At 47.2% G+C, this 20,276-nt stretch carries 25 protein-coding genes and 1 other annotated feature; of the genes, 2 read left to right on the forward strand and 23 right to left on the reverse strand.

Going from position 1 to position 20,276, the window contains the following annotated elements; translation table 11 throughout:
- Positions 1–209 precede the first annotated feature (209 nt).
- The 20 genes from spoIVA to GRF59_RS14110 all read right to left on the reverse strand — a co-directional run bounded on the left by spoIVA (position 210) and on the right by GRF59_RS14110 (position 16,264).
- Positions 210–1,688, reverse strand: a complete 1,479-nt coding sequence (gene spoIVA / locus GRF59_RS14025; protein ID WP_160498351.1) for a stage IV sporulation protein A — start codon at positions 1,686–1,688, stop codon at positions 210–212.
- 450 nt (positions 1,689–2,138) lie between these two features.
- Positions 2,139–2,915 carry a hypothetical protein gene (locus GRF59_RS14030; RefSeq protein ID WP_160498352.1) on the reverse strand — a complete coding sequence of 259 codons (777 nt, stop codon included), beginning with the start codon at positions 2,913–2,915 and terminating at the stop codon, positions 2,139–2,141.
- Positions 2,916–2,963: 48 nt separating this feature from the next.
- Positions 2,964–3,320 (reverse strand): 2Fe-2S iron-sulfur cluster-binding protein, encoded by a 357-nt coding sequence (locus tag GRF59_RS14035; protein WP_160498353.1) that lies wholly within the window; start codon positions 3,318–3,320, stop codon positions 2,964–2,966.
- Positions 3,317–3,961, reverse strand: a complete 645-nt coding sequence (locus GRF59_RS14040; protein WP_160498354.1) for a nucleotidyltransferase domain-containing protein — start codon at positions 3,959–3,961, stop codon at positions 3,317–3,319. The genes GRF59_RS14035 and GRF59_RS14040 overlap by 4 nt, the downstream gene beginning before the upstream one ends.
- A 23-nt stretch (positions 3,962–3,984) precedes the next feature.
- A complete protein-coding gene (locus GRF59_RS14045; RefSeq protein WP_341480073.1) occupies positions 3,985–4,353 on the reverse strand; it encodes a 2Fe-2S iron-sulfur cluster-binding protein in 369 nt (122 codons plus the stop codon).
- A gap of 14 nt (positions 4,354–4,367) precedes the next feature.
- Positions 4,368–4,547 (reverse strand): DUF2768 family protein, encoded by a 180-nt coding sequence (locus GRF59_RS14050; RefSeq protein WP_127602835.1) that lies wholly within the window; start codon positions 4,545–4,547, stop codon positions 4,368–4,370.
- Between the two features lie 254 nt (positions 4,548–4,801).
- The gene (locus GRF59_RS14055; RefSeq protein ID WP_160498355.1) at positions 4,802–5,077 is read right to left on the reverse strand and encodes a stage VI sporulation protein F; all 276 of its coding nucleotides are present in this window, start codon (positions 5,075–5,077) and stop codon (positions 4,802–4,804) included.
- Between the two features lie 66 nt (positions 5,078–5,143).
- Positions 5,144–6,184 carry an NAD(P)H-dependent glycerol-3-phosphate dehydrogenase gene (locus tag GRF59_RS14060; protein WP_160498356.1) on the reverse strand — a complete coding sequence of 347 codons (1,041 nt, stop codon included), beginning with the start codon at positions 6,182–6,184 and terminating at the stop codon, positions 5,144–5,146.
- Complete coding sequence (gene plsY, locus GRF59_RS14065) at positions 6,174–6,809, reverse strand: glycerol-3-phosphate 1-O-acyltransferase PlsY (RefSeq protein ID WP_160498357.1); 636 nt, start codon at positions 6,807–6,809, stop codon at positions 6,174–6,176. The genes GRF59_RS14060 and plsY overlap by 11 nt, the downstream gene beginning before the upstream one ends.
- 11 nt (positions 6,810–6,820) lie before the next feature.
- Positions 6,821–8,143, reverse strand: a complete 1,323-nt coding sequence (der, locus tag GRF59_RS14070) for a ribosome biogenesis GTPase Der (protein ID WP_160498358.1) — start codon at positions 8,141–8,143, stop codon at positions 6,821–6,823.
- A 324-nt stretch (positions 8,144–8,467) separates the two neighbouring features.
- On the reverse strand, positions 8,468–9,694 hold the full coding sequence (rpsA, locus tag GRF59_RS14075; RefSeq protein ID WP_160498359.1) for a 30S ribosomal protein S1: 1,227 nt from the start codon (positions 9,692–9,694) through the stop codon (positions 8,468–8,470).
- A gap of 124 nt (positions 9,695–9,818) precedes the next feature.
- Positions 9,819–10,409, reverse strand: coding sequence for a lysophospholipid acyltransferase family protein (locus tag GRF59_RS14080; protein ID WP_160498360.1), 591 nt, complete (start codon positions 10,407–10,409; stop codon positions 9,819–9,821).
- Positions 10,410–10,425: 16 nt separating this feature from the next.
- Positions 10,426–11,121 (reverse strand): (d)CMP kinase, encoded by a 696-nt coding sequence (gene cmk / locus GRF59_RS14085; protein ID WP_160498361.1) that lies wholly within the window; start codon positions 11,119–11,121, stop codon positions 10,426–10,428.
- A 325-nt stretch (positions 11,122–11,446) separates the two neighbouring features.
- On the reverse strand, positions 11,447–11,668 hold the full coding sequence (locus GRF59_RS29405) for a hypothetical protein (RefSeq protein ID WP_202128758.1): 222 nt from the start codon (positions 11,666–11,668) through the stop codon (positions 11,447–11,449).
- Positions 11,669–11,752: 84 nt separating this feature from the next.
- Complete coding sequence (locus GRF59_RS14090) at positions 11,753–12,403, reverse strand: flagellar brake protein (protein ID WP_160498362.1); 651 nt, start codon at positions 12,401–12,403, stop codon at positions 11,753–11,755.
- A 138-nt stretch (positions 12,404–12,541) separates the two neighbouring features.
- On the reverse strand, positions 12,542–13,903 hold the full coding sequence (ypeB, locus tag GRF59_RS14095) for a germination protein YpeB (protein ID WP_160498363.1): 1,362 nt from the start codon (positions 13,901–13,903) through the stop codon (positions 12,542–12,544).
- Positions 13,904–14,155: 252 nt separating this feature from the next.
- Positions 14,156–14,305 (reverse strand): hypothetical protein, encoded by a 150-nt coding sequence (locus tag GRF59_RS29410; RefSeq protein WP_202128689.1) that lies wholly within the window; start codon positions 14,303–14,305, stop codon positions 14,156–14,158.
- A 70-nt stretch (positions 14,306–14,375) separates the two neighbouring features.
- Positions 14,376–15,071 (reverse strand): glutamic-type intramembrane protease PrsW, encoded by a 696-nt coding sequence (gene prsW, locus GRF59_RS14100; protein WP_160498364.1) that lies wholly within the window; start codon positions 15,069–15,071, stop codon positions 14,376–14,378.
- 87 nt (positions 15,072–15,158) lie between these two features.
- Positions 15,159–15,773 (reverse strand): genetic competence negative regulator, encoded by a 615-nt coding sequence (locus GRF59_RS14105; protein ID WP_160498365.1) that lies wholly within the window; start codon positions 15,771–15,773, stop codon positions 15,159–15,161.
- Between the two features lie 185 nt (positions 15,774–15,958).
- On the reverse strand, positions 15,959–16,264 hold the full coding sequence (locus tag GRF59_RS14110) for a hypothetical protein (RefSeq protein ID WP_160498366.1): 306 nt from the start codon (positions 16,262–16,264) through the stop codon (positions 15,959–15,961).
- Between the two features lie 93 nt (positions 16,265–16,357).
- Here GRF59_RS14110 and GRF59_RS14115 point away from each other — a divergent pair, with 93 nt between their 5' ends.
- A complete protein-coding gene (locus GRF59_RS14115) occupies positions 16,358–17,296 on the forward strand; it encodes a polysaccharide deacetylase family protein (protein ID WP_160498367.1) in 939 nt (312 codons plus the stop codon).
- A 96-nt stretch (positions 17,297–17,392) separates the two neighbouring features.
- Here the strand turns inward: GRF59_RS14115 and GRF59_RS14120 are convergent, their stop codons facing one another.
- The 3 genes from GRF59_RS14120 to GRF59_RS14130 are packed head-to-tail and all read right to left on the reverse strand — an operon-like array spanning position 17,393 to position 19,292.
- The gene (locus GRF59_RS14120; RefSeq protein WP_160498368.1) at positions 17,393–18,235 is read right to left on the reverse strand and encodes a metallophosphoesterase; all 843 of its coding nucleotides are present in this window, start codon (positions 18,233–18,235) and stop codon (positions 17,393–17,395) included.
- Positions 18,229–18,702 carry a hypothetical protein gene (locus GRF59_RS14125; RefSeq protein ID WP_160498369.1) on the reverse strand — a complete coding sequence of 158 codons (474 nt, stop codon included), beginning with the start codon at positions 18,700–18,702 and terminating at the stop codon, positions 18,229–18,231. The genes GRF59_RS14120 and GRF59_RS14125 overlap by 7 nt, the downstream gene beginning before the upstream one ends.
- On the reverse strand, positions 18,699–19,292 hold the full coding sequence (locus tag GRF59_RS14130; RefSeq protein WP_160498370.1) for a CPBP family intramembrane glutamic endopeptidase: 594 nt from the start codon (positions 19,290–19,292) through the stop codon (positions 18,699–18,701). Before GRF59_RS14130 ends, GRF59_RS14125 begins: the two co-directional genes overlap by 4 nt.
- 146 nt (positions 19,293–19,438) lie before the next feature.
- Between GRF59_RS14130 and GRF59_RS29770 the strand changes: the two genes are divergently transcribed.
- Positions 19,439–19,579 (forward strand): hypothetical protein, encoded by a 141-nt coding sequence (locus tag GRF59_RS29770; RefSeq protein ID WP_237391828.1) that lies wholly within the window; start codon positions 19,439–19,441, stop codon positions 19,577–19,579.
- Between the two features lie 461 nt (positions 19,580–20,040).
- Positions 20,041–20,274 (forward strand) — a binding site (T-box leader).
- Positions 20,275–20,276 lie beyond the last annotated feature (2 nt).

A 20,276-nucleotide genomic window follows, 5' to 3' on the forward strand; every position in this document is an offset into this window, starting at 1 on the left:
ACAGTACAGCCGCAGGCGCGGACAAACTTATAGTAATACAGCGCAACTAGAATTTCAAGAGTTTTAAGCTCCTGAACGGCTTAATTCGTAAAAAGCGGACGGAATTTACGTAAATCCACCCTTTTTTGACCCGCTTAACTGTGCAGACTGGGGACACAGCAGAAAGCCGCAAGGGAAATCCTCCCTTGCGGCTTTTGGCTGCGCCATTTCTATAAGATGATGGCTATGAGTCCACCTGATCCTTCGTTGATGATTCTTCCTAGCGTTTCCTGCAGCTTGTATCTTGCATTGTCCGGCATCATGGCTATTTTGCCTTGAATGCCTTCGCGGACGATCGAATGCAGGGAACGGCCGAAGATGTCTGAATCCCAGATCTTGATCGGGTCGTTCTCGAAATCCTGGATGAGGTAGCGGACAAGCTCCTCGCTTTGTTTTTCCGTACCGATGATTGGCGAGAATTCGGATTCCACGTCTACACGAATCATATGGATCGATGGTGCCGTAGCCTTCAGTCTCACGCCGAATCTGGTGCCCTGGCGGATAAGCTCAGGCTCATCCAATGACATTTCAGCTAAAGATGGTGCTGCGATGCCGTATCCCGTCGTCTTGACCATCTCAAGCGCCTCTGCGAAGCGGTCATATTCCCGTTTGGCATGCGAGAATTCCTGCATCAGCTGAAGCAGATGATCCTTGCCGCGGATTTCAACGCCGACCACTTCCATCAGGATTTGGTCATACAGCTCATCCGGAGCGAACAGGTCGATCTCGGCCACACCTTGCCCCATGTTCATGCCGCTGAGTGCAGCCCGATTAATGAATTCGTAATCCATGAATTGAGAGACCACACGGTCGACATCGCGGAGTCTGCGGATATCCTTCACCGTATCACGGACGGAATTTTCATAGTTGTTGCGAAGCCAGTGCTTCTCGTTCAGCACCATGACCCAGCTCGGCAGATTCACGTTCACCTCATGAACCGGGAATTCGTAAAGCACTTCACGGAGAACCCCAGTCACATCATCCTCAGTCATCGTTGCGGCGCTGAGCGACATAACCGGAATATCATACTTCTCTGCGAGTTCATTCCGAAGCTGAAGCGTTTCTTCGCTGCGTGGACGTGTCGAGTTGATGACGAGTACAAACGGCTTGCCGACTTCCTTAAGCTCCGCTATGACGCGTTCTTCCGCCTCCACGTAGGAATTCCGGGGGATTTCGGCAATCGAGCCGTCTGTCGTAACTACCACGCCAAGCGTGGAATGCTCCTGGATCACCTTGCGCGTGCCGATTTCCGCCGCTTCCTGGAATGGGATAGGCTCCTCAAACCATGGGGTGGATATCATGCGAGGACCATTCTCGTCTTCGTATCCCTTCGCGCCTTCAACCGCATAGCCTACACAATCTACCAGACGCACATTGACGTCCAGTCCTTCTGCCACTTTAATTTGCACCGCGTTATTGGGTACAAATTTGGGCTCGGTTGTCATAATGGTTTTGCCAGCCGCGCTTTGCGGCAGTTCATCAACCGCACGGGCACGGTCGGCTTCACTGGCGATATTCGGAAGCACGATGGTTTCCATGAACCGCTTGATGAACGTTGATTTGCCTGTTCGGACTGCGCCGACGACACCCAGGTAAATATCCCCGCCGGTGCGTTCGGCAATGTCTTTAAAAATGTCCACTTTTTCCAAAAGAGATCCCCTCCTCATTTACTCCGAAGGAAAAATGCTTAAGAGCATCCGCTTCGTGTTCCATCTGGAGCCTCGAGCCATTGCAACGGATTTGAGCCATACAATGTCGTCAGTAGTCCGCCGCCGGGGTCAGAATTGGATCGGAAACGGCAAAGCGGCGATACTCGCTTTAGGCATTTGGACTAGTATCATATTATGTACCTATCAAAAACAATATGACGGGTATTTTGCAAAATCTCATAACCTATATGAATGGATTCAAAGCGGATCTGGCCCTCATTCCGCAGCTTTGCCCATTCATATATCCAAGCTTTGCCGGCCTCGTCATCCATCTCAGGTATATGCAGGAAGGAGTTCATCTATGTATAGCAATGGATAATATCTAAAAAAAGAAGCCATCCTCTATTGTGCAAACGCACTTCAAGAGAACAGCTTCCGATGGGTATCATATTAAGAGTGCTGCGATATGGATTCCACCGCAACCGGCGAATCTCCGGACCATTGATATGGGAGAGATTTTACAGGGACATAATCAGAAGACTTCACGAGCTCATCTCGCAAATCCTCTTCCTTGGTTGGCTTAAGCCCTTCCTTATCGATTAACTGCATGATATCAAAAGCATAATCGACATAGACCACGCCTGCCTGATCCATGATAAAATTCATATCCTGGCCTGAATAAACGCTTTTAAGCAAGATATTTTTCGTATCCGCAAGTGTCGGATCAACGACATGAATGCCCGGATATACTTCTTCGCCTGCAGGAAGCTTCCCTCCATGAGCACTCTTGTATCGATTGACCGCACGCTGAACGTCATTGACCTTTTGTACCGTAATCAAATCCATCACCTTAACGGTCGGATTCGTTTCTTCGTTCTGTATCAGGAAATAGCCGCTGCCGCCTTTCTCGAATGCAGTGGTCGGTATTTCATCGATAAAACCGCGCTTTTGCAGCTGATCCAGATCAATGCGGAACTTTTCATACTTCGGTGTATTTTCATCCGCGTTTAGAATCGGCAGCAAGCCTTGATCCTTCTGAAAATCTTCAATGGCCGACTGAACCCGCTTGACACTTTCACGGTACGAAACCCTGTTTTCCGTCTTCTTCTCATCCGGATACAAGCACCCGGTCAAGCTGACCGCAAGCAGCACTACCATGACAGCTGCCGCGGCTTTCCGAAAGGTTCCGGAACGTTTGACAATATGAGCTTGAGTCACTATGATCATCCTTTATATCATCTAAGTTATGTGTAAGGGTAAAGGGCTAAGACTGTCTTACCACAGCTCATCCTCATCCTCCTGACGCGCTGCCTCCAACTGTTTCCGGATGGCAGCCTTGAGTTTATCTTCCGGCACGGATACGGTAAGGTTTCCCTCGATCTTGGACTGGCATGCCAGTCTGACGCCTTGTTGTATTAGCGAACCAAGCTTGCGCTTTTCGGATTCGGCAGGACGGGATAACCGCTTTCCTGCCGCTTCATCCACATGAACTTTGCACATCAGGCATCCCATCTTCCCCCCGCAGCGCGTAGGGATATGTACTCCTGCTCTGTGAGCGGCAGCCAGCACAGACGTGCCGTGGCTGACCACAGCTTTTTTGCCGGTAGGATTGAAAATAATTTCGTGATTCATTTCTGCTGCGGCTCCTCTCGCAAGAAACCTTGCGGAGAACCGATTTCTGCATTGCCGGAAAGACTCCATCCTAATAGGTTCTCCAATATACGGATATGCTTCTCCGAAAAGCTGCTGCTGGCCATGATTTGCCCTAGAAGCGGTAGGTGAGCAGAGAGGTCCGCACGCATCACTTGCGCGATAGCATTGTAACGGTCGGTTCTCTCCCTGAGCACATTAAAGACCAGCTCATGTCCCAGAGGCATTAAAGGTAAGATGGAACCCTCCAGATTCACTTCTGCTGCTTGCGGGTACAACTGTTCATCCACCCAGACTTCATAATGGCTTCCTTGAGTGCGGACCTTAAAACTTCCTACCAACTCCATCATGTAATCCTCCACCTTGTAGTGGCTGAGAATCGACTGGTATCTTTCCGTCTCACTTAACACGGGCTCGTCAACGGCCCGGTCTTGGAGCAGATGATGAAGCTCTGCCATATGGACTTGGTCCGTATAAACATCTATGTCTCTTGGCATTGCGTCCAGATGCACATTCTGGAGCAGAAGTCCGCAGCTACCGCCGATCAGCCAGCATGTTCCGGCTTCGTTCAGCGTCTCGGACACCTGCTTCAGCGCATGCTGTAATTCGGATGTGATCTGCATGGCCCACTCTCCTATCCATCCGTTTAGAAATAGGTTTTGTTCTGCGCTATAATTTTACCCGGCATTTTCACGACAGTCTGACAACCCAGGCGAAAGCCATCATCGAACTCTTCCGGATCCAGTCGGCGGTGCTCCGCTTCCGTAGGCTCCTCCAGAAACTCGGCTCCCACCAAAACCTGGCATCTGCAACGGGCGCAAGTGCCGCGCTTGCACATATGCTGCCAATCGATTTCATGATCCTTGGCATGCTGTAGAATGGTTTTACCCGGTTCTGGAACCACGGTTTTCTCGATGGTTCTTCCCTTAAGCTGCATTGTGGCTTCCAGCTCATTGGTTCCGAATTCTTCTAAAGGCTTGGCTTCACTCACCGGTTTCTTCTTTTCAAAAAGCATTCGGAAACGGTTCATCACATTAACGCCGCCATTCCCCCGAGAAATCCGACCACCATAATGATAAACGCCACAAAGGATAAAGTGCCCCGAAGCACTCCAGTCGTTTTGGTACGTGCAAATGTAATTAAAAACACGGATAACCCCATTACCAACATGGCAATCAGGGAAACCCACATTTTCGTCATCGGATCCATAGGCTCTGATTCTCCATTCTATACGATGTATATAAATGTATTATAGCATGAAACCTGTCCACTTTCTTATCATAAGAAAAACGTCGACAGGTGTAACTCTCAAGAGGCAGACCGCCTTTATTGGAGGCTTTATCGCGCAGTCAGATCCCCTACAAGGCTTGTCCTGTCTTATATCTTAAAAAAAGAGCATAAAGTCTCGGAAGCCGCGAGGCTTCGCCCGACTTTACTGCCCTTTATACTTCAATATGCATGCTTTATTTCTTCATCATAAGTTTCATCAGCGATTCCATGTTTGATGGATTCATCCCACTCTTTTTGACCGCGTTGACGATATCCTGTATGGTATCTTCGCTGACTGGAACATTGGCCATCGCGGACACCTGCTTGATCAGTTGGCGGAGCTGGGTCTCATTTTGCATAGTAGAAGGTTTTACAGTGCTAGCAAGCTTCTTAACGGCATTTTCCGAGATGTGCTTCCCTGACTTCTTGTTGACAACATTCAGCACATCCTTGGAAATATTTTTGCTCATCTTCTCCCCTCCTCCGGCAGTCCTCAACCTATATATATGAGGAATGGCCTTGAAAGGTGAAAAGCATCAGCTATGCCATTGTTCCCAAGTTTCGAGCTTCATGGATTCCATTTCCGTCTTGGGATCGCGTCCCATTAACGCTTCCACGGCAACCTTAGGATCTTTGTCTTCAAAAAGCACTTGATACAGCTGTGCCGCTATAGGCATCTGAACACCGTATTTCTCGGAAATCGTGTGAACCGCCTTCGTCGTCCGAATCCCTTCCACCACCATGCCCATGGACCCCAGAACTTCGTCCAGCTTCGTTCCTTGTCCGAGCATCGAACCCGCACGCCAGTTGCGGCTGTGCCGGCTGGTAGCGGTAACAACAAGGTCTCCTATGCCGGCAAGTCCGGAGAACGTAAGCGGATTGGCTCCCATCTCTACTCCAATGCGCGTCATTTCAGCAAGTCCCCGGGTGAGCAGTGCCGCTTTGGCATTGTCCCCATAACCGAGACCATCCGACATGCCTGCTCCAAGTGCAATGATATTTTTCAGTGCTCCCGCGAGTTCCACGCCGAGCATGTCACGATTGGTGTATACTCGGAAATCCGCATTCATAAAGAGATCCTGTGCAGCAGCAGCTGCCTTTTGGTTCAGGGATGCAACAACCACCGTCGTGGGACAACGGCGCACCACTTCCTCCGCATGACTCGGTCCGGAGAGAACGACAAGGTCTCCCTCTTTGCATCCCAACTCTTCGGAAATAACCGTGGACATCCGTTTCATGGTTTCCGTTTCAAAACCCTTTGTTGCGTGTATACATAACATATCCTTATGCCAATATGCCTTAAAGGACCGGGCAACCTCGCGCATCGCCTTGGAAGGTGCTACGATCAATACGGCTCCCGCACCGGAGACCGCTTCCTCCATATCCGTTGTTGCTTTCAGATTTGGAGGCAAATCTGCATCCGGCAAATAGCGGCTGTTCATGTGCTTTTCATTTATTTCTTGCACTTGCTCGCTATTCCGGCTCCAGATGATGACATTGGGATGGTTCGCCGCAAGAACGCTAGCCAGAGCGGTTCCCCAGCTTCCGGCAACAAGCACAGCTACTTTATTTGACAATTCCCTTTCCTCCTTTGGATCCTCCGGAGCCTATTTTGTTTTCCCGACCTTGAACAATTTTCACAATATTGCTTCGATGTCTCCAGAAGGCAAACAAACAGATAACCAAGCTGGACCAAAAGATGGGCCAGTTAAAACCAGAGATTAAACCAAAGAGCAGCAGCGAGATTGGTGTCAACGCTACGAAAACAAGCGAACCCAGAGATACGTAACGTGTGATGACAATCAGCAAAATTGCAATAATGCCGGCGCACAAAGCCGGAAGAAAGCTCATTGTGGCCATGACGCCGATCGTTGTCGCAATCCCCTTCCCCCCGCGAAAGTGGAAATAGACCGGCCAGTTATGCCCTATGATCGCAGCGATACCGCAAAGAGCGGGAATCCACTCATTTCCGTCACCCAGCCACTTACCGAGCCAAACGGCAGCGATTCCTTTCAAAACGTCGAGCAAAAGCACGGCAATCGCCGGCCCTTTCCCCAAAATCCGAAGCGTGTTGGTTGCCCCCGCATTACCGCTGCCATGCTGACGAATATCAATCCCTTTCAGAAGCTTCGCCAACACGACGCTGAAGCTGATAGAGCCGATCAGATAACTCAGAACAATGGCTATGATCTGTAGAATCAATCTATTCTCCCCTAACTTTCATCCGATTTGCGCCGCGTGAAGATCCTGATCGGAGTGCCTTCAAAATCAAACGCTCCACGGATTTTATTCTCCAGATAACGTTCATAAGAGAAGTGCATCAATTCAGGATCATTGACAAATACAACGATGGTCGGAGGCTTCACAGCCACCTGGGTTACATAGTTAATTCGCAGACGCCTTCCTTTGTCCGTTGGAGGCGGATTAATTGCGACAGCATCCGATACAACATCATTAAGAAGATGTGTTTGAACGCGCAGTGTATGTTGTTCAGCCGCATGCTGCACAACCGGGAGCAACTTATGCAAACGGGATTTGGTCTTCGCAGACAAAAAGACAATCGGTGCATAAGTCATGAAGAGAAAATGATCGCGGATCTTTTTCTCAAATTGCTGCATCGTTTTGTCATCTTTATCAACGATATCCCACTTGTTCACGACAAAGATCGATGCTTTTCCTGCCTCATACGCATATCCTGCAATGTGCTTGTCCTGGTCAATGATGCCTTCTTCGCCGTTAATAACGATCAGCACGACATCAGCACGTTCTATGGCGCGCATGGCACGCATGACACTGTATTTCTCAGTCGTTTCATACACTTTTCCGCGCTTGCGCATACCGGCGGTATCGATAAGGACATACCGCTGTCCATCCTTTTCGAAAGGCGTATCGATCGCATCGCGAGTTGTACCTGCAATATCGCTGACAATAACGCGTTCTTCGCCCAATATGGCGTTCACCAGTGATGATTTACCTACATTTGGACGGCCGATTAAGGCTACACGAATGACATCTTCATCATACTCATCGTCATTGAGTTCAGGCAGAATGTCGACAATCGCGTCCAGCAAGTCGCCGATGCCGGTTCCATGACTTCCGGAGATCGCAATCGGGTCACCGAATCCAAGGCTGTAGAATTCATAAATTTCGTCATGTCGGGCGAGATTGTCTACCTTATTTACCGCGAGGACAATAGGCTTCCCGGAACGGAACAGAATTTGGGCAACTTCCTCATCCGACTGCGTTACTCCGCTTTTGGCGTCGCACATAAATACGATAACATCCGCTTCCTCAATCGCAAGCTCAGCCTGCATGCGGATGGATTTTAAGATCACATCGTCTCCATCAATTTCGATACCACCGGTGTCAATGACGCTGAACGGTTTGCCGTTCCATTCGGATACCCCATAAATCCGGTCCCGGGTAATTCCCGGTTTATCTTCCACGATGGCCAGCCGATCGCCAATCAAACGGTTGAAAATGGTTGATTTGCCAACGTTAGGCCTGCCAACGATAGCTACTACGGGTCTTGCCATATTCACTCCTCCTGTCAATACTTACGCTTATCATCATAGCAAAAAACAGTTATTTTGGCTAACGTTTCATATGACTATACTCACATTAATCCTTTTTTCCCGAAGGAAGGGGATTCCATGCGCATAAGTCCCATTTCTATATGCATGAATATGAAATCCATCAAACCTCATAAGTGGAAAATACTGCATAAAAAATCATTCATTCGACGAATATTTAAAGTCACAGGCCGCATCTAACGGAACTTGCTTGGGATATTCGTCTTAAAAAAAATCGGCGAGCCCGTTTAAAGGGTTCGCCGATTTTCATTTCCGAGACTGCAAAAATCATTTGAATTTGCTGAGTTTGTCTCCAAAACGTTCTCCAAGCGTAATGCTGAGACCTTGGTTGCTCAGAGATACGTTAGGATTGTCCTTAAGCTCATCCTTATGGTTACTGTTGCCTTTAGACGCTCTTTCTGGTCTAGGAGCAGCAGCCGGAGCTTCTTCAGTCTCCTTGATGCTAAGACTCACACGTTTTTCTGCAGTGTTGATATCAAGGATTTTCACTTGAACCTCTTGTCCTTCTTTCAGGACTTCCTGCGGAGTACCGATGTGTTTATGAGAAATTTGGGAAATATGAACAAGTCCTTCAACGCCTGGAGCAAGCTCAACGAATGCACCGAATGTCACAAGACGTTTAACTTCGCCCGTAACCACATCACCTGTGTTGAATTTCTCAGCAGCAGAATCCCAAGGACCAGGCTGAGCAGCTTTCATGCTGAGGCTGATTTTGCCTTTTTCAGGATCTACTTTGAGGACTTTAACTTTCACTTTGTCACCTTCGGAAACAACGTCGGCTGGCTTTTCAACATGATTCCAAGCCATTTCAGACACGTGAACAAGTCCGTCTACTCCGCCTACGTCAACGAATGCTCCGAATTGAGTCAGACGTTGAACCGTTCCTTCGATTTCTTGTCCTTCTTGAAGCTGGGACATCACTTGAAGTTTGTTTGCTTCGAATTCTTCTTCCAAGACGTCTTTAGCGGAAAGAATGACCTTGTTGTTTTCACGGTCGATTTCTTTGACTTTCACGCGCAATGTGCGTCCTTTATAGTCGCTGAAATCTTCTACGAAATGACGCTCTACCATGGAAGCAGGGATGAATCCGCGCACGCCCACGTCAGCAACGAGGCCGCCCTTAACAACGTCTGCTACAGTCACTTCAAGCACGTCTTGAGCTTCAAAATGCTTTTCAAGCTCTTCCCATGCATTTTCACTGTCGATCGCGCGTTTGGAAAGGACAAGCTTTTCCTTCTCGTCGTCGATGCTTACCACTTTGCATTCTACTTCTTGACCAACCTGAACCGCATCCGATGCGTTGTCCAGATGAACAGGAGACAGCTCACGAATCGGAATCACACCGTCATATTTATATCCAATGCTTACATAAGCCTGGTTGTCTTCCAGCTTGACGATAGACCCTTTCACGGTGTCCCCTTTTTTCAAGGATACGAATTGGTCCATTTCCTCTTGATTAACTTCAACTTCCTGATTCTTTGTTTCTTCCGACATGTCAATACCCTCCTCAATTCAAAAAAACCATTTATTCAAACCTGCTGACGCAGAGTTCAAAACATTCAAATAGATTCTAATTAATATCTTTCCAATAAGTGCTTTCCTTCATGCACGTTGCCTTTTAATTCAGCGTAGGCTTTCCGGTTTTCTGCATTTCGTGAATCCGCGACATAATTTTGCCCGTCACCGCTTCAACTGCTTCTGCCGAGTCCATGGCCGCAAATTCTGATAAATCAATCGGCTTGCCGTATATTACTTTCATTTTCCGTAAAAACTTGTAATCACCTACGATTGCGGCTGGTACAACCGCTGCACCGCTACGGAGAGCAAAGCTTGCAGCGCCTTTTTTCGCGGCACCGCTATCGGAATGGCGGGTTCCTTCCGGAAAAATCCCCATAATCTCGCCACCGCGCAATATTTTAAGGGATGTTTTGAAAGAGTCCTTACTGACTCCGCCTCTCTTAACGGGGAACGCGCCAAATTGCGTGATCAGCCATCCGAGAACCGGAATTTTGAATAATTCTTCCTTGGCCATAAATTTGACCTGCCGTCGCACTTTAATCCCGACAGCAATCGGATCGAGCAGACTTTTGTGATTCGAGCAGAGCAGAACCCCGCCTTCATCCGGGATATTCTCCTTGCCTACCGCTTCCAAGCCATACATCAAAACAAAGAGAATCCGCAGTACGCCGCGGCAAAAAACATAAATCATGTCGTTCTCCCCATCCTTATGAGTTCGTATGAGTTCTGCAATAAGAAACGATCGTTTCTACAACCTGAGGGATGTCCATCTGCGTCGTATCGAGCACAATTGCATCGTCAGCACAGCGCAGTGGTGAAATTTCGCGTCCTTCGTCGATACGATCACGTTCTGCGATATCCTTCTCAAGCTGCTCCAAGGTCAATCCTTGCGCATCACTCAGCTCTTTAAAGCGGCGGAGAGCACGTTCCTTGACGCTGGCCGTCATGAATATTTTCAATTCGGCATCCGGCAGCACTGTTGTACCGATGTCCCGTCCATCCATCACAACGCCTTTGCGCGCAGCCATGTGCTGCTGGAGTGCTACCAAGTGCTTGCGAAGCCCCTCAATTTGAGCATAGAACGATACCATTCCATTTACTTCGCGTGAGCGGATGAGAGGTGAAACATCCTGACCGTCAACAAGCACCTTTTGACCGTCGGCACCCGGCATTAATTCAATCACCATATTTTGGGCATGTTGAAGCACCAGATCTGAAAATTCCGGCATAATTTCATGCTTCAGCATATACCAGGTTACTGCCCGGTACATGGAACCCGTGTCCACGTATATGTAGGACAGCTCTTTGGCCACCAAGCGAGCAATCGTGCTTTTGCCTGCCCCGGCAGGACCGTCAATTGCAATATTGATCTTCAAGTTGTTCTTCGTCCCCTGCCTATCCAAAGGGGCATTCCTCCTCAAACATAAGCATATGAAAAACGTTGATCAACCGCATTCCCAGTGACGATAGACCGTTTTAACGGGATTTCCTCTCGCGATCAAAGACAAGACTTCACATGAAACTCTTGCCCTAAATACTAGGAAAAACGCTGATTGACGTATTTCACAGCGGTCAGAGCCGCCTTCAGCCGTGTTTTTCTCGTGAGATCATGCAGTGTTCACTTAGAGGTTCATAACATTCTGATCTCTTCAAGAAAAAAGCAGGCTTTGCCTGCGACGTGAAAATTATACCACACAACATACGGTGATGCAAAAAAGACACATGAAATCAATCCTGCCAATCCTTGACATTCCGCTCTTTTACAGGGATCCCGTCCAGTCTGTCGACCGGAGAAATAAACGGTCTAAGCGGCCGGATATGCAATGCAGCCTGAAAGAAGATTAATGCCGCGATCAGAAAGATCAGCAGTATTTTGGTGAATTTACCCGCTTGCATGTTTAGACGGTCAAATAACAATAGATACTGTCTGATCTTTTCCTTTTCATCCATCAAAATACACTCCCGGATTTTTCCTATTAATGTTTCCGGGAATCGTCATTTTTATTCGAAGGATTCAATTGAAACAAGCGTACATTAACGTCTGAAATCAAACTGGCGTTCGAAGCAGTATCGGATCAGCTTTTGGCGTTCCATATCCGCGATCGCCGTAAATTTAACCATCACGATTTTACGCCCGTTTTCGAGCACCTTGATCCGGACGATTTCACCGTTAAAAGGTACATGTTCAATGCTTCCATTTTTATATGGAACCAGAACCCAGCAGGACACGCCATCTCCTTCCGACACGCGATGGTTGGCATCGCAATAGAAGGATAGTCCCCCGCCTCCCACATCATCGGTTCGTGCTACGAAGCGGAGCATCTTGTCCGTTTTGACCGCTACTTCAAGCTCCGCATGAACGCGCAAAAAGCTGCGGCGCTGGATTTTGCTGATGGAGTCCGGCTCCGGACGACGAATTCGAACCATTCGTATCATGTCTTCTTTGAAACCAAAGACATACGAGTTGAAATAATTCTTGATGCCGCCTTCGCTCATAAAGAATATGGATAGCTCGTCCCCGATAAACAGCCGCTTGAGCCGCCCGGTTCCCTCCTGCATCGGCACCTCGATGAGAATCGAATCTTCGTCCATATCCCCGATTCGGGATTTATATTGGACGACCGCTTCTTTTTCATCTCCCGAATCTACGCTAATAAACAATAAGTCACCTATTTTAGGATACAAAGAAGTTCACCGCCAGCTCATAAATTAACCGCATATCCTGATTATACCATGACTTTGGATACAGGTAAGCGTGTTTTTAAACGAAAAAAAGAAGCCTCTTTGCGTAAAAGGCTTCCTCTAAGCTGGTATAAAAGTCATTTATTTTACAGCCGCCTGCCGATCTGAGGATTTCAGCTCTTCTACAACTTTTTCAGAGCCGTCGTTTGCGTCCATGTACAAGCGGTATCTTGATCCATTAATATTTCCACCAAATTCGTAGCATAGCGTTTCTTTGGATTGATCATCCTTAATAAGCGCTGTACGGCTGTAAGTTTCTTTGAATTCCGGATTAATCTTCTTCCGGACTTCATCCATGGTCATCTTCGGCTTAGGTATTTGGCGTTTGCCTTTATGCTCGTATACATAGTCGCTTGCCTGGAAGCCGGTTACTTCCCCATTGTCCAGACCGACACGAACCGTGATTTTTTCCGGATAGATCAGCACGCCATCTTGTGTACTGACGTATGTCAGATTGCCCATATTACTGTATTGATCCGCGGTGACTGCCGTCATGTCCTTGTAGCCTTTTTTGGCCAGGAACTGGTCTGCTTTTTCTTTGGCCTGTTTGATCGTCACGGATTTCTTTCCGATTTTGCGGTTATCGTGATAGCTGATCAACAGACCGCCTTTTTTAGTAAAATCCATCGAAATGACAGCCGGCAGGTTTTGGGATTTCACGGTAGCCGTATAGGATTCCCAATCCGTCCCCTTGCCGTTTTCAGTAACCTGAATCGATGCATTCGCACCCGCATCCGCAAATTTGGCTGCCTTGCGTTTGATATCCTCTTTGGATACCGCAACGCCGGACAACATCTTCACGGAACGCTTGTCGTACATGCTCGATACGGCTGGCCCCCAGTTCAATTCGGGGTATTCCCCAACACGCTTGTCAACGGTCTTAAAGCCGTCAATAATCGTGTTATCCAGAGCCTTATCTTCGGATGCCATTGCACTCTCCACATCCATCCAGCGGAGGCGGTTCTGAATGACCTTGCTCTGAACGGTCTGGAGGTCCTTAGTGATGTCAGACGAATTCTTATAGAGGACTTTCAGGTTCTTCATTTCGTCCTCCGTCAGAGGCTCCTTGTCCAAATTCCGCATGGAGGTCTGATAGGAAAAATTTGAAATCCGGGACAGGAAATCCTCGGTTTTATTAAAAGGGAGCATGGTTAGCGGCAGTTGGTTGATTTCATTCTGGGCTTCACTCGTCAACCTCCATACATTGATAAGCCCCTTACGGTGCATCGCATTGGAGGTAGAACTGACCGCAAGTGTATTGCCAAGCTCACTATGCAGGCGGTCCATATGATAGGACAAATCATGGAATGCCCGTTGGTACTGGTTTTCCGCTTTAATCAGAATCGAGTTTTTTTCCTGGTTCTCTTGATACCCCCACACGAAAGCCCCGATCATAAAGAGGGTAACGATGGGAAACAAAACAGCGCTTAGTCGCTTGTACATAATTGCTCAAGTCTCCTTCCTTCAACTGAATAGATCAAACCAAGGCCTGAGGCGCTCACGACTGATTTTGATCCATCTACTATATAAAATGAACTAAAGATAAGCCTTGCGTTTCCTTGATTCTTTAGTTCAATTTATATGGTTGCTGCTGTTAGTTTGACAAGAAGAAAGGAGTCTTATGCATCATATGGCAGGACTTCAGAATATTTGGTTCCCTACAGGAAAAAGCTTGTCAGCGGATGTTCAGCCGTTCTAAACAGGCAGTTCTTCGATATCGAACAAATTTTTGTTGTTGCAAAGACATTGCTTGAAGCCCGTCTCGATCCGTCCACGGTCTCTTTTTCCTCTTAAAATAAACCGTTCTCCGCACTGCTTGCACACAATCGTTACTTTGACACGCAAAAAGGGCACCCTCCATCCATATGAATTTTCCAAAATTGGAATCTCGTAGGATCAAGTGTGCCCATTAAATTTAGGTGTTAACCTCTTCTTCTCGTTTGAGAAAACGAAATGGTGAGCGGTTGTTGGCCCGGTATACTTTCCCCATCCCCCCGTACCACAGAAAAGCCATCAACGGTACGATAAACCAGAGCCAGTACTGGGTCATGGTCGCTAGAATCAGATCATATACACCATGCCAAAACCATGGAATGAACATCGAGTACGCTAAGAAACGCTTCGCTTTGGCTCCGGTGGAGAAACGGGCGCGTCCCAAATAATACCCCATCATCACGCCAAACATGGCATGGCCTGAAACCGGAAGCAGCGCCCGCAGGAACATCGCTCCAATGGAAGCATGGCTGTACCAGGCATACATCACATTTTCGACTGTGGCAAATCCAAGTGAAATAGCCACCGCGTATACGATACCGTCATATGGCTCGTCGAATTCCGTATGATTGTAAATCATATGATACAGGACAAACCATTTCAGGAACTCCTCAACGAAAGATGAGATAACGAATGACTCTATATAGGGATTGCCCCCAAAGCCGTTCGTCATCCCCCGCTGTATGATCAGCACGGGGACAACAATCAGGAACCCGAGCACAAACACCTTAATCACCATCATGAGCGGCTCTTGCTCGTATCTGTCCTTCAAATAAAAATACGTTAAAAGGGCGAGACCCGGCGCTAGCGCCGAAGCTATGACTGAGAACCAAAGCACCGTTTCTTTCCCCCTTTTCCGTGTTTTTATCGTCTGAAAAGCAATTCATCCCATGACATGAATGTTCATGGGATGACCGCGTCCATTTTAATCCTGTCGTTTGAAATGCTCACGAATTACTGCAATTGCATTCTCCTGCATGACAACCTTACCATATTCGTCGAGAACGGCTTCGGTGTAAGAAGCAGCTTCCCCGTATTCAGCCAATACAGCTATAAGTGAAGGATGCTTGCTGGAATCGATCTGTTCAGGATCCATGTACAGCACCCATTTATCTTTATAATGGTAAAGACGGCCTGCCTCGGTAATATGACCGCCAAGAACATGCGCAGCTTCGATCAGCACTTCAAAATCATTGAAAGCATACACGATAGTATCGCTCTGCTCTAAGGTCACTTCCATTTCATATACTTCTTCAGGGAGCTCATCTTCCCCTAAGTGGCTGTAATGCTGATGATCATATTTTCCTCGGGTCACGATGACGACCATGCCTTGAGCAGGCAGAGCAAATACTTCTACAGCGAGCGGTCCGGTTGCGTCAAAACCGAGTTCGTTATAGGCTTGATCCATCATTTCGGTGAACAGCTCATGGACCTTGGGAAGTTCCTGCCACATGTCTTCCTTCTGGATTCCGCGCTCACTCAGATCGTCGAACGTGAGGAAAATCCGTATCTTATCTGAGCTCAATCGTTCTATTTTCATGACAGGATCCTCCTCTGCAAGCAATGATATAACAAATTATGATGTCTCCCCTAATGTGTGCTGAAAATAGTTCTATGTAAGTATGTTATCATTATATAACCAGAAATGCACGCTGTAAAATAGACAAAAAAAGAATCATTTTAAGCGTCATCCGCAGAAAATGATTCTAATGGCTTCCGATTCGTTTACAAACCAGGTATGACCGTATTTGTTTCCTTCATGATCATGTCCACTTCTCTTTTCACATCAGGATTGCTGTTGATAAACTCATTGATCTGCTTCATGCTTTCATCCTTCGAATGCGATTGGGCATGATGGTTGCTGCTGTGGCCTCCGGCGCTGCTTGTTCCGAGGGAACCTATGGCACCGATATCCATCATTTTACCCGCATTTTGAGTGATTGCGGAAGTGATCGAGCCTTTGTTTTTGGACATAATGGCTGTGGCTGCAGCACCAATGAGCACACCGCTTATAAATGACGAAGTATTCACAATTACAACCTCCTTATGTGATAAAATCAAGTGTATTGTTCGCGGAAAAGGGCTTTCCCATGCGGCATAAAAACAGGAAAGTGAGATGGAAAAATGGTTAAAAAGACAGCTGCGCTTCTTCTTGTAACTGCCTTGTTGTTAAGCGCATGCGGCGAAAAAAGTGAAAAGACCACCGACACAGCTGCTCCTAGCGCATCCACTCAAGACAGCAGCGATAAAACGACTTCCGCCAATCAAGATCCTCCAAAGGACTCCGTAACGGAAAACGGAAGCACCAGCGAAGATGCGGGCGAATCCGATAACAATAATTCGGGATTGAGTGATGATGCAGCGAAGACAGACAGCCCAGATCCGGAAGCTTCAGGTCAGAACAACGAAACCGCCGTTCCATTGAAGTACCACATGAATAAGGCTTATAATATTGTTCCTAACGAAGAGGGCACTGAGAAAAAGGTCGTTTTGCTGACCTTCGATGACGGCCCCAAAAAAACCGAATGGATCAACAGCTTAATCGATACGCTGGACAAGCATCATGCCAAAGCAATTTTCTTTGTCAACGGCTACCGCGTCAAAGAAAATCCGGATCTGCTTAAGTTAATTCACGATCGCGGACAGATCATCGGCAATCACAGCTGGGATCACATTTCCTTGCGTAAGGAGCCTGAAGCAAAGGTCAAGAAACAGATCGAAGACGTGCAAAAAATTGTGAAGGACACCATTGGAGAATCACCGGTCTTTTTCCGCCCGCCATTCGGTGAAGGAGGAGACATCGGCAAAAAGATCGCCAAGGAAAATGGTCTGCTCTACATGACGTGGTCCAACGGCTCATTGGATTGGACCATGAAGTCTAAAGGAACTGACAATCCCCAAAAAGTCATTCAAAACGTGCTGGATCAGCTGCATGCGGGAAGCAATATATTGATGCATGAGCTTCCATGGACCACCGAAGCGCTTGATCAACTTCTCACCAAGTTGGAGGGCAAAGGGTATACTTTCGTTGATCCACGCAGCATTGAGCTTGAAATGAGATAAAAATAAAGGTTCGAAATGCAAAAAAGACACCTGCACCGCTCATTACGGTTAGGGTGTCTTTTTCGCATATACAAGTTTCGATATTTCGATATCCAATTACTCAACTGCCGCGTGCTTTTTTAGCTGAATAAGGTGCATTTCCGCAGGACAGCATAATCGCAGCGTGACACGCCTGTTGCCGAATCCCCTGCTGATTAACATTTGGGGTCTCTTCACCTTAGAATGAGGTTGATACCATCTAAACCAGCCGCAATCGTATTTTCGGTAAAATGCATTGAGCCGGACGGCTCCAATCCATGGCAGTCTAATCTGCCCGCCGTGCGTGTGTCCTGCTAGGATCAAATCGGCTGGTTTATCGGGTACATACCGGAGCCACGCGGGATCATGCACGACGACGATCCGGCATAATTCATGATGGCTCTGCCATAATTCCGGCAGCTCCGGATATCCTTCCCGCTTGTTCCGCGGCTGATCAATGCCAGTAAGGCATATGTGCTTTCCGTCCCGTTCCAACAGTACATTTTCGTCCCTCAGAAGAGTCCCGCCGGATTCCCGCATCAACCGCGCTACCCCTTCCGGATCGGCCTTCAAATCATGATTGCCGTATACTGCATACATCGGACCTATTTCCGATAAAATCTCCAAGTTAGCCTTCACTCGATCCAGAGGCACGTTTTTTTCCATAATATCTCCGCCGAGAATAACCAAATCGGCCTTGGCTTTAAATTCCTGCATGAATTCTTTTGAAAGCTTGCGCTTATGAATATCCGAAATAAAAAAGATCCGGCTCCCATCAAAGGCCTCCGGCAATCTATCCAATAAAACATCCGAAGATGTTACGGCATGAAGTCTCGCTTCATAGGACATTCTCGCAAAGATCACAACGCAGCATACCGCAATGATCCCTGCAATCCATAACAAAATCTCCTCTGTTACCATAGATCCTCCAATGGAGGAGCGCCCTTCACTCCCCAATACACAAGAAATGCTGTCAATACAAGAAAGAGAAAAAATAATGAGTTCGTGAAATACTTACTGATCACATTTCTATGGGAGCCGTAGGTTTCGGTTCGGGCGGGCGCCGAATGAATATCCTCTTCAGTTCCCGCTTTTCCATCATGTCCGTTCTTATAACGTTCGGATCGTGAGCGGTAGGTCTGACTTGAATCCGCCGAATGGGAAGCTCTGGGCTCGCTCTCTCCCCGGGCCGGTTCTGCGACGCCTTTTCGTTCCTTCATTGAACGTACCCGGCTTAACGTCGGCGCGGCTGTAGATTTCTTCTCTTCTCTGCGAATTTTGGACGATTTCGTCTTCAGTTCTTCGTCTGGAGAAAGAGGGGGCTTTTTTGATTGGTTTTTTTTTCGGTTTCTGTTATAAGTTTCAACTCTGCTTAATTCACTACTCATGATTCCCTCCGAAATCGAATCACTAATCCAGATATACAATCTATCGCAAAATGGCAAACCACTGGTGCCAGCAGGGTACCGGAATGTATGTAAATATATCCGAGACCATAACTACTCAGGAATACCCATCCTGTCGGGATCCAATGCTTCAAGTATCGCACGTGGATAACTGCGAACAAGATACTGGTCCAATAAGGTCCAAATGAATGCTGAACAGCGCCCCTGAACAACAGTTCTTCGCATACCGCTACGAGCGCAGCTATGAATACAATATGCCAAACCGGACGGTTTTGAAACAGCATATTGTTAATGCCTCCGTCATCCATCACTTCTTCAGGCGTAACTCTGGACACCAGAAAGTCGATGAGAAACATGATCGCTGCCAGCCCCAATCCCCATGCCACGAAATAGTCGCCTTTATGCGTTACAAATAATTCCAGGGGATTCCTTTTCTGAAATAAAATCCATATCAATCCGATAATGAGTGTAAGACCTTGTGTGATATAAAGATTGATCAGCAGCAGCCGGTCTGTCAGCTGTTCTGGTGTGGCCTGCTTGAGCTTGGGCGCACGGAATTTGAATTTTTTCATATTATGCCTGCCTGTCTTTAGTTATTAAGCGATGCGGATCATCACCATTTGAAGGAGTGCTAGAAAGAAAAACCGCCCCTCCCGTTTCGACCTTTACTTCAACCTGTCGTTCATATTCGCATGGACCGTGTTGGCATCAGCGTTTTTTGTCAGGAGTACAAAAAGAAGCTCATCGTCACTTCTATCATACCGTATTTTTGCCGTATCGGGAATTCAAGAGCGATTGGCTTAAATACAACGAGCCGGCAAAACATGCAATAAAAGAGGAAAAGCAGGGAACAGACTAACATCTCGCCCATCTCACAGATGAGAATAAATAGGTGCTGAAGCCTCCCCGTTCGATGCCTCTAACCTACTGGCGCAGTCTCAAAATAAACACGCTGAAAAGCCTGCGACTCCTCAACAAGGCTGCTAAGTTCGCGGCTGTCCGTGTTTCCCAAACCCATGAAGTTATGCCTTCCTCAAAGCCCATAGTTTCACTTCTATCTCTTCAGGATACCATTAACTATATGCAAAAGAAAAATGCTGTGCAGCCGGATATCTTCCTCAGACTGAATCAGCATACGGAAGTAGTAAAATAAATCCCCGGATTCTGTTCTTATACGACTCATAAAATGTCATTTCTTAATAGAATTTTTCTAAATATATCATAAAAATCATAGCAGATTTAACACTAGGGATTCAAGGAGACAAGTTTCCCTATTGACAGGGGTTAGGGCGCCGTGATACATTATGAAAAAATTAACGAGTTAAACCGATGAAGGAAAAAAGACCCTTGAAAGTCTTCAGAGAGCCGGTGGTAGGTGCAAACCGGTGACAGTCAAGCCGTCTTAGCGTTCCAGAGAAGTTGCATTGAACATTGAAGTAGGTGCAACCGGGTCATTTCCGTTATCAAATTCGGTCTATTATAGACCTCTGAGGCTGTCGGTATTGTAACCGGCGGTGAATTAGGGTGGTACCACGAACAACTCTCGTCCCTTACTA

It is taken from the genome of Paenibacillus dendrobii (assembly GCF_009807035.1).
GTDB lineage: Bacteria > Bacillota > Bacilli > Paenibacillales > Paenibacillaceae > Paenibacillus_AQ > Paenibacillus_AQ dendrobii.